This is a genomic window from Massilia sp. AB1, assembly GCF_018119385.1.
Classification (GTDB): domain Bacteria; phylum Pseudomonadota; class Gammaproteobacteria; order Burkholderiales; family Burkholderiaceae_D; genus Telluria.
Window position 1 is genome coordinate 1 of sequence record NZ_JAGKSG010000026.1, and the last position, 14,530, is coordinate 14,530.

Below are 14,530 nucleotides of genomic sequence, written 5' to 3' on the forward strand. Positions count from 1 at the left end.
ACCGACCCCGGCGGCGACGCCGGCCAGCCCGCCACCTGTTCCGTCTTCTTCGAATGCAAGCAACTGAGACCGTCCCTGTCAGTACGCCCCCTATCAAACGCCGCGTCCTGGCGATGGTCTACGAAGGCTTCCTGCTGCTGGCAGTCGAGATGCTGGCGGTGCTGCTCTACCTGCTCCTGACCGGCAACCGCCAGGAAGCCGTCTACCAGCACGGCCTGAAGGCCTTCCTGTTCCTGGTGACGGCGGCGTATTTCATCTGGTGCTGGGTCGACAGCGGCCATACCCTGGCGATGAAGACCTGGCGCATCAAGGTGGTCCAGCTGGGCCACGCGCGTCTGCCCTGGCGCACGGCGGTGATCCGCTTCCTGCTGGCCTGGGGCTGGTTTGTCCCGGCCCTGCTGGTATGCGGCGTCTTCGGGCTGCACGGCAAGGGCCAGATCGCCATCGCCCTCGCCATCGGCGTGGTCGCCTGGGCGCTCACCGCCTTCCTCGACAAGGACCGCCAGTTCCTGCACGACAAGCTGGCCGGCACCCGCCTCATCGCCCTGCCCAAGCGCGCCCGCGCCTAGGCCCCGGTCAAGCCGGGGTGACGAGCTTGAGCCCCACGATGCCGGCACCGATCAGGGCGATGCAGGCGATCCGCGCCAGCGACGCGGATTCGCCCAGGAACACCATGCCCGCGATGGCCGTACCCACGGCCCCGATGCCGGTCCAGATCGCGTAAGCCGTCCCCACCGGCAGCGTCTTCAGTGCATACCCCAGCAAGGCGATGCTCAGCGCCATCGCGGCCAGGGTGCCGACGGTCGGCCAGAGCCGCGTAAATCCCTCCGTGTACTTGAGGCCGATGGCCCAGACGATCTCGAACAGTCCTGCTGCGAACAGCGATAGCCACACCATCTTCTTTCCTTTCAATGCGTTCCAGGCCTGAATGCCTGATGCGATCCTACTGAAGTCCGCCTGAAAGAAAAAGTCGGGAAATATCAGTAGAATTGATAGATGGCATTCGATCTCGACAACCTGCGCGTCTTCCTGGCCGCCATCGACCATGGCTCCTTTTCCGCCGCCGCCCGCGTGTTGAAGCGCGTGCCCTCGGCGGTCAGCATGGCCATCGCCAACCTGGAAGCGGAACTGGGCCTGGAACTGTTCGACCGCAGCGGCCGCGAGCCCAGGCCCACCGAGCACGCCCAGGCCCTGCTGCCGCAGGCGCGGGTGCTGGTCGAGCAGCTGCAGCGCCTGAACAACCACGCGCTGTCGCTGACGCGCGGGCTGGAAGCTTCCTTGAGCATCGCCATCCTGCCGGAGCTGCTGGCGTCCGCAGCCTGGAGCGAAGCGCTGGCCACCCTGGGCGCCGAATTCCCGCTGCTGGAAATCGAAGTCCTGAGCGCGCCGCAGGCCGATGCGCTCGCAATGGTGCAGAGCGGCCGGGCCCAGCTCGCGCTGGTATTCGAGCGCTACGGCATGGATGCGCGCGAAGTGTTCCAGGAAGTAGCCGAGGAACGCCTGGTGGCCGTGCTCGCCCCCACCCATCCCATGCTGGGACGCGCGGGCGTGGAGGCAATCCGCGACGCCGACCTGCTGGCCGAGCGCCAGATCGTCGTGGCCGGGCGCGACGCCCTCCAGGTCGACAAGCGCATCGCCGTCTCGCGCCTGCAGTGGCGCACCGATAACCCGGTCGCGGCCCTGTCCCTGGTGAAGGCGGGACTGGGCTGGGCCTGGCTGCCGTCGGGCTTCGTGCGCGATCCGCTGGAGCTGGGCGAGCTGGTCGAGATTCCCTCGGCGAACTTCACCAACGTGTTGCGCTTCTTTGTCGACGTGATCTGGACCAGCGAGCGGCCGCTGGGCGTGGCGGCGCGGCGCTTCGTCGAATTGCTGAACCGGCGCTGCGATCCGGCTGGCGGCCTTCCCTGAGCGGGATTGCGTTATACTCCAGGCAAGGGTGATCATACCGCAGGTATGACAGGATGCGCGATGGTCGGGCCGCCACGCGGCTAATTGACGACCATTCCAAGACCTCATGCCCACTGTACAACAAGCTCTCTCCCTCACCTTCCAGCGCTTCTTTCATTCCAAGAAAGCCGGCGGCATCGTCCTGATCCTGTGCACCCTCGCCTCGCTGGTCGTGGCGAATTCCGCCTACGGCGACGCTTATCTGGGCTTCTGGCATGCCAAGGCCGCCGGCCTGAGCGTCGAACACTGGGTCAACGACGGCCTGATGGCGATCTTCTTCCTGCTCATCGGACTGGAACTGGAACGCGAGCTCTACAACGGCGAGCTGTCGGACATCCGCAATGCCATGCTGCCCCTGATCGCGGCCCTGGGCGGCGTCGGCGTCCCCGCCCTGATCCACTTCATGCTCAACGGCGGCACGCCGACGCAGGCCGGGATCGGCATCCCCATGGCGACCGACATCGCCTTCGCCCTGGGCGTGCTGGCGCTGCTGGGACGCAGCGCGGTGCCGGCCTCGCTCAAGATCTTCCTGACCGCGCTGGCCGTGATGGACGACCTGGCCGCGATCGTCGTGATCGCGGTGTTCTACACCAGCGACCTGGCCTTCGCCTACCTGGCCGGCGCCCTCGCCGTCTTCGGCCTCCTGCTGTGCATGAACCGCGTCCTGAAGATCATGTCCCTGCTGCCTTACCTGGCGGGCGGCGCGCTGATGTGGTTCCTGATGCTCAAGTCCGGGGTCCACGCGACCATCGCGGGCGTGCTGCTGGCCTTCACCATTCCCTACTCGGCGCGCCAGGACGATGCCGAGTCGCCCTCGCACCGGCTGGAGAACATCCTGCACGTGCCGGTGTCTTTCCTGATCCTGCCGATCTTCGCGCTGGCCAATACCGGCATCGTCATCGGCGCGGGCGCCGCCGCCGCGCTCTTCAACTCGAACAGCCTGGGCATCATGGCCGGCCTGGCGCTCGGCAAGCCCGTGGGCATCACCGCCTTCGCCCTGGGCGCGGCGGCGCTCGGCCTGTGCCGCCTGCCGGCCGACCTGTCCTGGCGCCATATCCTGGGCGCCGGACTGCTGGGCGGCATCGGTTTCACGATGTCGATCTTTATCACCAACCTGGCCTTCCCCGGCAACGCGGCACTGATCGACAGCTCGAAGATGGCGATCCTGCTGGCCTCGCTGGCGGCAGGCATCCTGGGTTTCTTCTGGCTGAAACTGTTCGGCCGGCCGTTGCCGACCGACGTCGACACCGAGACCATGGACTTCCACGTCGAGCATTCGCGGTGAGCGTGTCCAGCGCATGAAGGCCGTTCTCCATCCCGCGCGCGCGGTCGCGCTCAGCTTCCTGGCCGCCATCCTGGGCGGCACTGCGCTGCTGATGCTGCCGGCAGCCCGCGCCGGCGACGGCGCCGCGTCCCTGATGACCGCCTTCTTTACCTCGGTATCCGCGGTCTGCGTGACCGGGCTGGCCGTGGTCGATACCGGCAGCTACTGGTCGGGCTTCGGACAGTCCGTGATCATGGTGCTGTTCCAGCTGGGCGGCTTCGGCATGATGACGGCCGCCACCCTGCTCGGACTGATGGTCAACCGCTCTCCCCGCCTGCGCACCCGGCTGATGACCCAGACCGAGTCGCGCACGCTGGGCCTGGGCGACATCTCGAACGTGGCGCGCCTGGTGTTCGTGGTGACGATGGCGGCCCAGGCGCTCGTCGCGGCGGCGCTGACCCTGCGCCTGCACTTCGCCTACGGCCAGGCCTGGGGCGAAGCCGCCTGGAGCGGCTTGTTCCATGCGGTGTCCGCGTTTAACAACGCGGGCTTTTCGATCCACGCCGACGGCCTGGTGCGCTATGCCTCGGACCTGCTGATCCTGGCGCCGGTCATGCTGGCCATCGTCGTGGGCGGCATCGGCTTCCCGGTGCTGAACGACCTGCGCCAGCAGTTGCGCGATCCACGCCACTGGTCACTGCACACCAAGCTCACGCTGATCGGCACGGCCGTGCTGATCGTGCTCGGCCTGGTCGCGGTGCTGGTGTTCGAATGGGACAATGCGCGCACGCTCGGCCCCATGGGCCTGGCGGACAAGCTGCTGTCCAGCCTGTTCGTCTCGGTGTCGGCGCGCACCGCCGGTTTCAATGCGCTCGACATCGGCGCACTCACGCGCGAGACCTGGGCCCTGCACTACTTCCTGATGTTCGTCGGCGGCGGCAGCGCCGGCACCGCCGGCGGCGTCAAGGTTGGCACCGTCGCCGTGCTCGCGCTGCTGGTCATTGCCGAGGTCAAGGGCCGTCGCGACACCGAAGCCTTCGGACGCAGGGTGGGCGCGTCGGCCCAGCGCCAGGCGATCACCGTGCTGGCGCTGGGCAGCCTGGTGGTCGTGCTGGGCACCATGATCCTGCTGCGCACGACCGATTTCCCGACCGACCAGATCATTTTCGAGGTCATCTCGGCCTTCGGCACCGTCGGACTGTCGACCGGCATCACACCCGCACTCCCGGAGTCCGCGCAGCTGACGCTCGCTGCGCTCATGTTCCTGGGCCGGGTCGGCACCGTTACCATCGCCACCTCCTTGTTGCTGGGAGAACGGCGCATGCCTTACCGCTATCCTGAGGAGCATCCAATTGTTGGGTAGAATTTTTACGGAACAGTTCGCGTTCTCCGCGAGCGACAGCGTGGTCGTCATCGGCCTGGGACGTTTCGGCGGCGCCGTCGCCCAGTCGCTGATGCGCCTCGGGCACGATGTCATGGGCATCGACCAGAGGGAAGACCTGGTCCAGCTGTGGGCCGACCGTCTCACGCACGCGGTGCAGGCCGACGCCACTAACGAGAACGTCATGCTGCAGCTGGGCGTGGCGGACTTTTCTCACGCCATCGTCGGCATCGGCGACGACCTGGCGGGGAGCCTGATGACCATCATGGTCTTGACTGAGCTGGGCATCAAGGACATCTGGATCAAGGCGATGTCGCCCGAGCACGGACAGATCGCCCAGCGCATCGGCGCCCATCACGTGATCTTCCCGGAAGCCGACATGGGCGAGCGCGTGGCGCACCAGATCACGGGACGCCTGATGGACTTCATCGAATTCGAGGACGGCTTCGCGATCGCCAAGATCCATGCGCCCGACCTCACTCATCACAAGACCCTGGCGGAAGCGCATGTGCGCTCGCGCTTCGGCGTGACGGTGGTCGGGGTCAAGCGGATGAACCAGGATTTCGAGCACGCCCTTGGCGAAACCCGCATCCTGCCGGGCGACCTCCTGATCGTCTCGGGCCCCACCAAGAAGATCGAGCTGTTCGCCGGCGAGAACAAGAAGGCGCGCGCCTAGAAGCGTTCGGTCTCGGGCAGGAAGCGCCAGCGGCCCTCGGGCAGGCTGGCCAGGGGAATGCGGCCGACGCGCAGGCGGCGGATGCTGCGCACCTTCAGGTCGACGCCCGCGCAGGCCCGCTCGATCTGCCCTGGCCGGATGTTCTTGCCGGCGATGCGCAGCCGCGTTTCATTCTGCCAGCTGGCCTTGAAGTCGCGGTTGAGTCCCGCCAGGCCTTCGCCCGCCATCTGGCCGTCCACCTCGACCAGGTATTCGTGCTCGATGCGCGACGCGTCCTCGACCAGCTTGCGCAGCACCCGCCAGTCCTGGCTGTAAACCACCAGGCCGCTGGCCTCGCGTTCGAGCGGCGTGGCGAGCGTCAGTTTGTTCAGGTGGCGACGCAGGAAGCGCTGGCCGCCCCTGCCCTGCTGGACCAGGGTGTCCGCATTGATCAGCGCCAGCGCGCCCTCACCGGCATCGACGCCGGCCGGCTTGTGCAGCAGGATGGTGACCGGCAGCGGTTCGATGGCGGTGGCGCCGGGCAGCAATGCCACGGCCTGCTCCGGCGTGACCCGGGTGGCCGGATCTTCGGCCACATTGGCATCGACCGTCACCCAGCCGCCGGCGATATAGCGTTCGGCCTCTGCGCGCGAGCAGCCCTTCAGTTCGGCCACGCGCTTGGCCAGACGGATTCCTTCGTCGCTCATCACGCGTGCCAGCCGGCGAAGAAGGCCTTGAACACCTCGATCGTGCGCGCCACGTCGGCGGCGCTCACGTCCAGGTGGGTCACCAGGCGCGTCCTGGGACCGATGGAAGCGCGGATGCGTTCGCGCGCGAGGGCCTGGCGCAGCGGCTCGCAGGCGGCGGCCGGGATGTCCATCCAGAAGATGTTGGTCTGCGGCGTGCCGACCTTCAGCTGCTCGATCCGGGACAGGCCGCGCGCCAGCTCGGCCGCGTTGTCGTGGTCGTCCGCCAGGCGCTGCACGTTGTTCTCCAGCGCGTACTGGCCCGCCGCGGCGATGATGCCGGCCTGGCGCATGCCGCCGCCGAGCATCTTGCGCCAGCGCTTGCCCTGCTCGATGAAGGCCTTCGGTCCCAGCAGCACCGAGCCGACCGGGGCGCCCAGGCCTTTCGACAGGCAGACCGAGACGGTGTCGAAACCGGCCACCGCCGCGCGCAGGCTGATGCCCTGCTTCACGGCGGCGTTGCAGATGCGCGCGCCGTCCAGGTGGGTGGCCAGGCCCTTGCCGTGCGCCAGCGCCGTGGCGACCGCCACATAGTCCTGGCCCAGCACGCGGCCGCCGATGGTGTTTTCCAGCGCCAGCAGGCGGGTGCGCGCGAAGTGCATGTCGTCCGGCTTGATGTAGGCCTCGATATCGCCGAGTGCGATCGAGCCGTCCGGCTGGTTGGCGATCGGCTGCGGCTGGATGCTGCCCAGCACCGCGGCGCCGCCGCCTTCGTACTTGTAGGTGTGCGCTTCCTGGCCGACCAGGTATTCGTCGCCGCGGCCGCAGTGGGTCATCAACGCGATCAGGTTGGTCTGGGTGCCGCTCGGCGCGAACAGGCCGGCTTCATAGCCGAACAGCTCGGCGGCGTATTCCTGCAGGCGATTGACCGACGGGTCGTCCGCATAGACGTCGTCGCCCACTTCGGCGGCGGCCATCACCGCGCGCATGGCGTCGGAAGGCTGGGTGACGGTGTCGCTGCGCAGGTCGATCCACTTGTCCATCTTGCTCATCGTCTTATTCCTGGTTGGCAGTGTAGAAGCGTTCTTTCATTTCCTGCAGGCCGAGTTCGGACAGGACTTCGCCGAGGCGTTCGGCCGGACGGCGGCGCGGCAGGTTCTTGTAGGTCGCGACGATCAGCTCGTTCTTCATCGAATGCTCCCAGCCGACCAGTTCAGTCACCGTGACCTGGTAGCCATGGGCTTCGAGCTGCAGGCAGCGCAGCACGTTGGTCAGCTGGCTGCCGAACTCGCGGGTGTGGATCGGGTGGCGCCAGATCTCGGTGAGTGCGCTGCGGCCCAGGTCCTTGCCCTTGTTCTTGCGCAGCACCGCGGCCACTTCGGCCTGGCAGCACGGCACCAGCACCATGTGCTTGGCCTTCTTCTTGAGCGCGAAGTCGATGGCGTCGTCGGTGGCCGTGTTACAGGCATGCAGCGCGGTGACGATGTCGATGGTCTCGGGCAGCTGGCTCGATGTGGTCGATTCGGCCACCGACAGCGGCAGGAAGGACATGCCGTTGAAGCCCAGGCGCGCCGCCAGCTCGGTCGACTTCTGGACCAGCTCTTCGCGGGTCTCGATGCCGTAGATGTGGGAGCCGTCGTCCAGGCCCTTGAAGAACAGGTCGTACAGGATGAAGCCGAGGTAGGACTTGCCGGCGCCGTGGTCGACCAGGGACACGCCCTGCTTCTGTTCGCGCACGTCCTTGAGCAGCGGCTCGATGAAGTTGTACAGGTGGTAGACCTGCTTCAGCTTGCGGCGGCTGTCCTGGTTCAGCTTGCCGTCGCGGGTCAGGATGTGCAGCTCCTTGAGCAGCTCGATCGACTGGCCCGGGCGGACTTCCGGCGGGAGCTCGGGGGCTGCGGCCGGTGCTTTCTTGGCTTGGTTAGCGTGCTTCATCGATCCATGCCGCCTGGATGGCTTCCAATACGCGTTCGCCGCCGCGGGTGCGGTCGTCGTCGAACTCCTCGAGGCCCACGACCCAGTTGTGCAGGTCGGTGAAGCGGATCGCGGTCGGGTCGACGTCCGGATATTTTTCGTAGAGGGCCTCGGCGATGGCCTGCACGTCAGTCCATTTCATGGCTGGTCAGTGGCTCTTCTCTGCTGCGTGGTTGATGGTGTACTTCGGGATCTCGACAACCAGGTCTTCCTCGGCGACGATGGCCTGGCAGGACAGGCGCGAGTTCGGCTCCAGGCCCCAGGCCTTGTCGAGCATGTCCTCTTCCTTTTCTTCCTGCTCGTTCAGCGAATCGAAACCTTCGCGCACGATCACGTGGCAGGTGGTGCAGGCGCAGACGCGGTCGCAGGCGTGTTCGATCTCGATGTCGTTCTCGAGCAGGACGTCGCAGATGGACTTGCCCTGCGGGGCTTCGAGGACGGCGCCTTCGGGGCAGAACACCGGGTGGGGGAGGATGACGATTTGTGGCACTTGGGTTACCTCGTGAATTGTTTTATGTGTCTGCTTCAACCCGTCGTTCCGGCGAAGGCCGGAACCCAAGTTTGCTCGCACTTCGACGACGCTTCTCGCTATCGGCTGTTCAAAGAACTTGGGTTCCGGCCTTCGCCGGAACGACGGTCTAAAGGCTGGTGGGCGTAAATCAGACCTCGTCCAGCGACTTACCGGCCAGGACTTTACGCACGCTCTTGTCCATGCGGCGCGCAGCGAAGTCCTCGGTGCCCTTGGCCAGCGCCTGCACCGCATCGTGCAGTGCGTTCTGGCGCGCGCCGGAGTCGACCGCCGCATCCTGCGACATGGCCACCGCATCGCGCACGCCCTGCTCCAGCCTGGCGATCTCGGCACGCTCTTCATCGCTCAGCAGCTCGCCATCGGCGTCCAGCGCCGACTGCGTCGCCAGCAGGATGCGCTCCGCCTCGACCTGCTCTTCGCGCAGTGCGCGCGCCTGCATGTCGCCTTGCGCCGATGAGTACGAATCCTGCAGCATGCGCGCCACCTCGTCGTCGCCCAGGCCGTAGGATGGTTTGACGGTGATCGACGCTTCCACGCCCGAACGCATCTCGCGCGCCGACACCGACAGCAGGCCGTCCGCGTCGACCTGGTAGGTCACGCGGATGCGCGCCGCGCCGGCCGCCATCGGCGGGATGCCGCGCAGCTCGAAGCGCGCCAGCGAGCGGCAGTCCGACACCAGCTCGCGCTCGCCCTGCACCACGTGCACCGCCAGCGCGGTCTGGCCGTCCTTGAAGGTCGTGAACTCCTGCGCGCGGGCGCAAGGAATCGTCGAGTTGCGCGGGATGATCTTCTCGACCAGGCCGCCCATGGTCTCGATGCCCAGCGACAGCGGGGTCACGTCCAGCAGCAGCCAGTCGTCGCCCTCGGCACGGTTACCGGCCAACAGGTTCGCCTGGATGGCGGCGCCCAGCGCCACCACCTTGTCCGGGTCGATGTTCGCGTGCGGGATAGTGTGGAAGAAGTCGCCCACCGCGCGGCGCACGTGAGGCATGCGGGTGGCGCCGCCCACCATCACCACGCCGTCCACGTCCTCGACACTGACGTTGGCGTCGCGCATGGCCTTGCGGATGGCGTTCATGGTCTTCGTGACCAGGTGCTTGGTAATCTCGGCGAAGGTGTGCGCGTCGATCGTCACCTGAACGATCTCGCCCGACTTCAGGATCGCCTCGATCGTGGTTTCTTCGTTGGTCGACAGCAGTTCCTTGGCCTGGCGCGCCTTGACCATCAGGGTCGCGGTGTCGTGCTCGGACAGCGGGGCCAGCTTGGCCTGCTCGACGATCCAGCAGAACAGGCGGTGGTCGAAGTCGTCGCCGCCCAGGGCCGAGTCGCCGCCGGTGGACAGCACTTCGAACACGCCCTTGGAGAGCTTGAGGATCGAGATGTCGAAGGTGCCGCCGCCCAGGTCGTAGACCGCGTAGACGCCTTCCTTGCCGTGGTCCAGGCCATAGGCGATGGCGGCGGCGGTCGGTTCCGACAGCAGGCGCAGCACGTTCAGGCCGGCCAGCTGGGCCGCGTCCTTGGTCGCCTGGCGCTGGGCGTCGTCGAAGTAGGCCGGCACGGTGATCACGGCGCCGACCAGTTCGTCGCCGAGCGAATCCTCGGCGCGCTGGCGCAGGGTGGCCAGGATATTGGCCGAGGTCTCGACCGGGCTTTTCACGCCGGCCACGGTGTTGATCTGCACCATGCCGGGCGCATCCACGAAGTCGTAAGGCAGGTTCTCGGCGTGGGCGATGTCCTTCAGGCCGCGGCCCATGAAGCGCTTGACCGAGACGATGGTGTTCTTCGGGTCGGTGGTCTGGTGGGCCTGGGCCTTGTAGCCGATGTTGGCATGGCCGTTGGGCAGGTAGCGCACGACCGATGGCAGCAGCGGGCGGCCGTCCTCGTCGCTGAGCACTTCGGGGCTGCCGCTGCGCACGGTGGCCACGAGGGAATTGGTGGTGCCCAGGTCGATGCCCACGGCCAGGCGGTGCTGGTGCGGGGCGGTGGACATGCCGGGTTCGGCGATTTGAAGGAGTGCCATGGTGGTGATACCTGATTATTCTTGTCTGGCGCAGGTCCGGACTGGCGTCCACCCTGCGGTATGGGACGTCGCTTATGCCTCGAGGGCTTCGAACGCGTACTGGACTTCGTCCCCGAATTTATCGAGGAACATCAGCGCGCGCACGCCCTGCGCCGCGCCCTGGTAGTCGCCCGCGTCGAGTTGCTTGCCGACCTGCTCCAGCATCTGCTTGCGCTCGCGCCTCACCTGGGCGTCCAGCCCGTCCAATGCATCGACGTCCCTGCCGGCGCGCGCATCGTCCAGCGCTTCGCGCCATTCCATCTGCTGCATCAGGAAGGCCATCGGCATGGCCGTGTTGGACTCGGTCTGCAGGTCGACGCCGTTGAGTTCGCACAGGTACTGCGCGCGCTTCTGCGGATTGCGCAGGGTCTGGTAGGCCTCGTTGGCGCGCGTCGCCCATTGCATCGCCACGCGCTTCTCGGTGTCCGAGGCGTTGACGAAGCGGTCCGGGTGCACCTGGCCCTGCACCTCGCGGTAGGCCGCGTCCAGCGCGTCCATATCGACCTCGAAGCGGGCCGGCAGGTGGAACAGGTCGAAGTGGTTCTGCATGCGCGTTAGATACGGAAGCTCTCGCCGCAACCGCAGTTGTCCTTGACGTTCGGGTTGTTGAAGCGGAAGCCCTCGTTCAGGCCTTCGCGCGCGAAGTCCAGCTCGGTGCCGTCGATGTAGGGCAGGCTCTTGGGGTCGACGAAGACCTTCACGCCGAAGGACTCGAACACGTTGTCCTCGGGCGACATCTCGTCGACGTACTCGAGCTTGTAGGCCAGGCCGGAGCACCCCGTGGTGCGCACACCGAAGCGCAAGCCGATGCCCTTGCCCCGGCGTTCGAGGTAACGGTTGACGTGCTTGGCGGCTTTTTCGGTCAGGGTGATTGCCATGTGGTTCTCCAGCTAGGTTCTACGGTTGTTACGCTGCCTTGTCGGCGTGCTTCGCTTTGTAGTCGGCGACGGCGGCCTTGATCGCGTCTTCGGCCAGGATCGAGCAGTGGATCTTGACTGGCGGCAGAGCCAGTTCTTCAGCGATCTGGGTGTTCTTGATCGACAGCGCTTCGTCCAGCGACTTGCCCTTGACCCATTCGGTCACCAGCGAGCTCGAGGCGATCGCCGAGCCGCAGCCGTAGGTCTTGAACTTCGCGTCTTCGATCAGGCCCTGGTCGTTGACCTTGATCTGCAGCTTCATCACGTCGCCGCAAGCCGGCGCGCCGACCATGCCGGTGCCGACGGCGTCGTCGCCCTTGTCGAAGGCGCCGACGTTGCGCGGGTTTTCATAGTGGTCGAGAACTTTGTCCGAGTAAGCCATGGTGATACTCCTTGAATACGGTAATTAGTGGGCTGCCCATTGGATCGAGTTGAGGTCGATCCCTTCCTTGAACATGTCCCACAGCGGCGACAGTTCGCGCAGTTTGCCAACCTTCGATTTCAGCAGGTTGATGGCGAAGTCGACTTCTTCTTCGGTCGTGAAGCGGCCGATGGTGAAGCGGATCGAGCTGTGCGCCAGTTCGTCGCTGCGGCCCAGGGCGCGCAGGACGTAAGACGGTTCCAGCGAGGCCGAAGTGCAGGCCGAGCCGGACGACACGGCGATGTCCTTGATCGCCATGATCAGCGACTCGCCTTCGACATAGTTGAACGAGACGTTCAGGTTGTGCGGGACGCGGTGTTCCATGTCGCCGTTGACGTAGACCTCTTCGATCTCCATCAGGCCCTTGGCCAGGCGGTCGCGCAAGGTCTTGATGCGCGCGAGTTCGCTGTCCATCTCTTCCTTGGCGATGCGGAAGGCTTCGCCCATGCCCACGATCTGGTGGGTCGGCAGAGTGCCCGATCGCAGGCCGCGCTCGTGGCCGCCGCCGTGCATCTGCGCTTCCAGGCGCACGCGCGGCTTGCGGCGCACGTACAGGGCGCCGATGCCCTTCGGGCCGTAGACCTTGTGGGCGGTGAAGGTCATCAGGTCGACCTTCAGCTTTTCCAGGTTGATCTCGACCTTGCCGACGGCTTGCGCGGCGTCGCAGTGGAAGATGATGCCTTTCGAGCGGCACAGTTCGCCGATCTCGGCGATCGGCTGGATCACGCCGATCTCGTTATTGACCATCATGACCGAGACCAGGATGGTGTCCGGGCGGATCGCCGCTTCCAGCTGCTCGAGGGTGATCAGGCCGTTTTCCTGCGGTTCGAGGTAGGTCGCCTCGAAGCCCTGGCGTTCCAGTTCGCGCACGGTGTCCAGCACGGCCTTGTGCTCGGTCTTGACGGTGATGATGTGCTTGCCCTTGGTCTTGTAGAACTGGGCAGCGCCCTTCAGCGCCAGGTTGTTGCTTTCGGTCGCGCCCGAGGTCCAGATGATCTCGCGCGGATCGGCGCCGACGATGGCCGCCACGTGGCCGCGCGCTTCCTCGACCGCAGCTTCCGCGGTCCAGCCGTACATGTGGCTGCGCGATGCCGGGTTGCCGAACTGCTCGCGCAGGAAGGGGATCATTTTGTCCGCCACGCGCGGATCGATCGGCGTGGTGGCCGAGTAATCCATGTAGATCGGGAAGTGGGGCGCAGTCGCGAAGCTCTGCTCGGTTTTCTTGTCCAAAGGCGCGTTCATCAGTTCACTCCAATATGCTTCAATTTTGTCCGACGGCGGCGTGGGTGCGGTGCACCACCACGACGTTCTGTTCCTTCTGCTTCTGCTGGTCGACCAGGTCTTGCAGCGAGACCGAATCGAGGTAGTCGACCATCTTCTCGTTCAGCGTGGTCCACAGCTCGTGGGTCATGCACCGGGTGCCGCTGGCGGCGTCGGCGCCGTGGCAGTTTTCCTTGCCGCCGCACTGGGTCGCATCGAGCGGCTCGTCGACGGCGATGATGATGTCGGCCACCGTCACCTTTTCCGCTGGACGCGCCAGGCTGTAGCCGCCGCCCGGGCCGCGGATCGATTCGACGATCTCGTGGCGGCGCAGCTTGCCGAACAGTTGCTCCAGGTACGACAGCGAAATGGCCTGGCGCTGGCTGATGCCCGACAGCGTGACCGGACCATTGCCTTGACGCATGGCAAGATCGATCATCGCGGTAACAGCAAAACGGCCTTTGGTGGTCAGACGCATCACAACCCCGGTTAGTGTTAAAATATTCCTCTTGCCCAAATAATCCGCTTGCAACAACTCTCTTCATTGCAGCTTGCTAAAAACCGGATTAGTTGAACGATTTAGTCAAGTATAGCAAAACGCAAGCGTCTTGTCTTGGCAGCCCCAAAAATGGCAGCCGCCTCCCCCCTCCTGCTTTCTTAATAATTGTTTATTGCGCCCGCAGCAGCTGCATCGGGCCGAAGAGTTCTTGCATGCCCTGATGCTGGATAAAGGACAGGTTGTAGGGATGCTCGGCGGCGATCTGCGGCAGCGCGGCGGTTTCCGGCAGCTTTTTCAGTTGCTCGGCGATTTTCCCCCACAGGACCAGGGTCGGCGGGCTTTGTCGCGCGGCCAGGGCAGCCAGCACGGTTTGCAGGAAAGGCAGCCAGGCGCGGGCGTCGACGGCGGGCGGGACGTGGCTGCGGAACACCAGCGAGGCGTTCAGGAGCAGGAAGCCGTGGCGGGTCAGGTTGTCTTGCAGCTGGGCCAGGGTCTGGATGCTGCCGTCGCCGCGGGCGGCCCGGGCGATCGGGGCCATGGCCGCGCCGCCGGTATCGTGGGCCTGGAGCTGGCTTGATGCGACCAGCAGCATCTTCATGAAGTTGCGCAGCGAGGTGGCGCGGTTGACGGGCTTCGAGAGGCCGGTGTCGCACCAGAGTTCGCCGACGGCGCCGTCCATGAAGCAGACGCCTGTCGCGCTTTCGGCGCGTGGGTAGGGGCCTTCGCCGACCAGGACGTAGCGGACCTTGCCCAGGGGCTGGGCGAAGGCGGCGAACAGGCGGTTTTCGGTGGGGAGATAATTGTCGACCGCGAGCGCCGGGAGGTAGCCGGGGTTGGCTGCGGCCATCGCTTCCAGGCCCTGCTCGAGGATCGGGCGCCAGGAGGGGGCGGCGAGGTCGAGGGCGGGCAGGATCTGGGCGGGGATGGTCATGGTGGTG

The 14,530-nt window shown here is 65.9% G+C and carries 18 protein-coding genes; 5 read left to right on the forward strand and 13 right to left on the reverse strand.

The annotated features are described in order from the left end of the window. Positions 1–53: 53 nt before the first annotated feature. On the forward strand, positions 54–569 hold the full coding sequence (locus tag J8847_RS15410; RefSeq protein ID WP_211525599.1) for an RDD family protein: 516 nt from the start codon (positions 54–56) through the stop codon (positions 567–569). A gap of 7 nt (positions 570–576) precedes the next feature. Here J8847_RS15410 and sugE read toward each other — a convergent pair whose 3' ends face one another. Further along, positions 577–897, reverse strand: coding sequence for a quaternary ammonium compound efflux SMR transporter SugE (sugE, locus tag J8847_RS15415; RefSeq protein ID WP_211525600.1), 321 nt, complete (start codon positions 895–897; stop codon positions 577–579). 99 nt (positions 898–996) lie between these two features. On the opposite strand from sugE, the gene J8847_RS15420 reads away from it, so the two are divergent. The 4 genes from J8847_RS15420 (at position 997) to J8847_RS15435 (ending at position 5,268) form a co-directional block, all read left to right on the forward strand. Next, positions 997–1,908 (forward strand): LysR family transcriptional regulator, encoded by a 912-nt coding sequence (locus J8847_RS15420; RefSeq protein ID WP_211525601.1) that lies wholly within the window; start codon positions 997–999, stop codon positions 1,906–1,908. A gap of 106 nt (positions 1,909–2,014) precedes the next feature. After that, entirely contained in the window at positions 2,015–3,232 is a 1,218-nt protein-coding gene (nhaA, locus tag J8847_RS15425) for a Na+/H+ antiporter NhaA (RefSeq protein WP_211525602.1), read from the forward strand. Between the two features lie 13 nt (positions 3,233–3,245). Next, the gene (locus J8847_RS15430; protein WP_211525603.1) at positions 3,246–4,574 is read left to right on the forward strand and encodes a TrkH family potassium uptake protein; all 1,329 of its coding nucleotides are present in this window, start codon (positions 3,246–3,248) and stop codon (positions 4,572–4,574) included. Then, positions 4,567–5,268, forward strand: coding sequence for a TrkA family potassium uptake protein (locus J8847_RS15435; protein WP_211525604.1), 702 nt, complete (start codon positions 4,567–4,569; stop codon positions 5,266–5,268). Before J8847_RS15430 ends, J8847_RS15435 begins: the two co-directional genes overlap by 8 nt. Here the strand turns inward: J8847_RS15435 and J8847_RS15440 are convergent. The 12 genes from J8847_RS15440 to J8847_RS15495 all read right to left on the reverse strand — a co-directional run bounded on the left by J8847_RS15440 (position 5,265) and on the right by J8847_RS15495 (position 14,523). Next, positions 5,265–5,954 carry an RNA pseudouridine synthase gene (locus J8847_RS15440; RefSeq protein ID WP_211525605.1) on the reverse strand — a complete coding sequence of 230 codons (690 nt, stop codon included), beginning with the start codon at positions 5,952–5,954 and terminating at the stop codon, positions 5,265–5,267. The genes J8847_RS15435 and J8847_RS15440 overlap by 4 nt on opposite strands. Continuing rightward, complete coding sequence (gene ltaE / locus J8847_RS15445) at positions 5,954–6,985, reverse strand: low-specificity L-threonine aldolase (RefSeq protein WP_211525606.1); 1,032 nt, start codon at positions 6,983–6,985, stop codon at positions 5,954–5,956. The genes J8847_RS15440 and ltaE overlap by 1 nt, the downstream gene beginning before the upstream one ends. Before the next feature lie 4 nt (positions 6,986–6,989). Further along, positions 6,990–7,868 carry an SAM-dependent methyltransferase gene (locus tag J8847_RS15450; protein ID WP_211525607.1) on the reverse strand — a complete coding sequence of 293 codons (879 nt, stop codon included), beginning with the start codon at positions 7,866–7,868 and terminating at the stop codon, positions 6,990–6,992. Beyond that, complete coding sequence (gene iscX, locus J8847_RS15455) at positions 7,855–8,049, reverse strand: Fe-S cluster assembly protein IscX (RefSeq protein ID WP_211525608.1); 195 nt, start codon at positions 8,047–8,049, stop codon at positions 7,855–7,857. The genes J8847_RS15450 and iscX overlap by 14 nt, the downstream gene beginning before the upstream one ends. Positions 8,050–8,055: 6 nt before the next feature. Beyond that, positions 8,056–8,397: an ISC system 2Fe-2S type ferredoxin gene (gene fdx, locus J8847_RS15460; RefSeq protein WP_211525609.1), complete on the reverse strand. Its 342-nt coding sequence runs from the start codon at positions 8,395–8,397 to the stop codon at positions 8,056–8,058. 169 nt (positions 8,398–8,566) lie between these two features. Next, positions 8,567–10,456 (reverse strand): Fe-S protein assembly chaperone HscA, encoded by a 1,890-nt coding sequence (hscA, locus tag J8847_RS15465; RefSeq protein WP_211525610.1) that lies wholly within the window; start codon positions 10,454–10,456, stop codon positions 8,567–8,569. 72 nt (positions 10,457–10,528) lie between these two features. Continuing rightward, entirely contained in the window at positions 10,529–11,044 is a 516-nt protein-coding gene (gene hscB / locus J8847_RS15470; RefSeq protein WP_211525611.1) for a Fe-S protein assembly co-chaperone HscB, read from the reverse strand. A gap of 5 nt (positions 11,045–11,049) precedes the next feature. Continuing rightward, entirely contained in the window at positions 11,050–11,373 is a 324-nt protein-coding gene (iscA, locus tag J8847_RS15475) for an iron-sulfur cluster assembly protein IscA (protein ID WP_211525612.1), read from the reverse strand. Between the two features lie 28 nt (positions 11,374–11,401). Continuing rightward, a complete protein-coding gene (gene iscU, locus J8847_RS15480) occupies positions 11,402–11,794 on the reverse strand; it encodes a Fe-S cluster assembly scaffold IscU (RefSeq protein WP_211525613.1) in 393 nt (130 codons plus the stop codon). 24 nt (positions 11,795–11,818) lie between these two features. Continuing rightward, positions 11,819–13,075: an IscS subfamily cysteine desulfurase gene (locus J8847_RS15485; protein ID WP_211525614.1), complete on the reverse strand. Its 1,257-nt coding sequence runs from the start codon at positions 13,073–13,075 to the stop codon at positions 11,819–11,821. A 19-nt stretch (positions 13,076–13,094) separates the two neighbouring features. Next, on the reverse strand, positions 13,095–13,571 hold the full coding sequence (gene iscR / locus J8847_RS15490; protein ID WP_211525615.1) for a Fe-S cluster assembly transcriptional regulator IscR: 477 nt from the start codon (positions 13,569–13,571) through the stop codon (positions 13,095–13,097). Positions 13,572–13,761: 190 nt separating this feature from the next. Next, positions 13,762–14,523 (reverse strand): uracil-DNA glycosylase, encoded by a 762-nt coding sequence (locus J8847_RS15495; RefSeq protein ID WP_211525616.1) that lies wholly within the window; start codon positions 14,521–14,523, stop codon positions 13,762–13,764. Between the last annotated feature and the right edge of the window lie 7 nt (positions 14,524–14,530).

Bases quoted from the DNA above. Each gene is read 5' to 3' on its own strand.
- J8847_RS15440 (WP_211525605.1), bottom strand. From the start codon at position 5,954: ATGAGCGACGAAGGAATCCGTCTGGCCAAGCGCGTGGCCGAACTGAAG.
- iscA (WP_211525612.1), bottom strand. From the start codon at position 11,373: ATGGCAATCACCCTGACCGAAAAAGCCGCCAAGCACGTCAACCGTTAC.
- hscB (WP_211525611.1), bottom strand. From the start codon at position 11,044: ATGCAGAACCACTTCGACCTGTTCCACCTGCCGGCCCGCTTCGAGGTC.
- J8847_RS15485 (WP_211525614.1), bottom strand. From the start codon at position 13,075: ATGAACGCGCCTTTGGACAAGAAAACCGAGCAGAGCTTCGCGACTGCG.
- iscU (WP_211525613.1), bottom strand. From the start codon at position 11,794: ATGGCTTACTCGGACAAAGTTCTCGACCACTATGAAAACCCGCGCAAC.
- ltaE (WP_211525606.1), bottom strand. From the start codon at position 6,985: ATGAGCAAGATGGACAAGTGGATCGACCTGCGCAGCGACACCGTCACC.
- J8847_RS15450 (WP_211525607.1), bottom strand. From the start codon at position 7,868: ATGAAGCACGCTAACCAAGCCAAGAAAGCACCGGCCGCAGCCCCCGAG.
- J8847_RS15495 (WP_211525616.1), bottom strand. From the start codon at position 14,523: ATGACCATCCCCGCCCAGATCCTGCCCGCCCTCGACCTCGCCGCCCCC.
- nhaA (WP_211525602.1), top strand. From the start codon at position 2,015: ATGCCCACTGTACAACAAGCTCTCTCCCTCACCTTCCAGCGCTTCTTT.
- iscR (WP_211525615.1), bottom strand. From the start codon at position 13,571: ATGCGTCTGACCACCAAAGGCCGTTTTGCTGTTACCGCGATGATCGAT.
- hscA (WP_211525610.1), bottom strand. From the start codon at position 10,456: ATGGCACTCCTTCAAATCGCCGAACCCGGCATGTCCACCGCCCCGCAC.
- J8847_RS15430 (WP_211525603.1), top strand. From the start codon at position 3,246: ATGAAGGCCGTTCTCCATCCCGCGCGCGCGGTCGCGCTCAGCTTCCTG.
- J8847_RS15420 (WP_211525601.1), top strand. From the start codon at position 997: ATGGCATTCGATCTCGACAACCTGCGCGTCTTCCTGGCCGCCATCGAC.
- J8847_RS15410 (WP_211525599.1), top strand. From the start codon at position 54: ATGCAAGCAACTGAGACCGTCCCTGTCAGTACGCCCCCTATCAAACGC.
- sugE (WP_211525600.1), bottom strand. From the start codon at position 897: ATGGTGTGGCTATCGCTGTTCGCAGCAGGACTGTTCGAGATCGTCTGG.
- iscX (WP_211525608.1), bottom strand. From the start codon at position 8,049: ATGAAATGGACTGACGTGCAGGCCATCGCCGAGGCCCTCTACGAAAAA.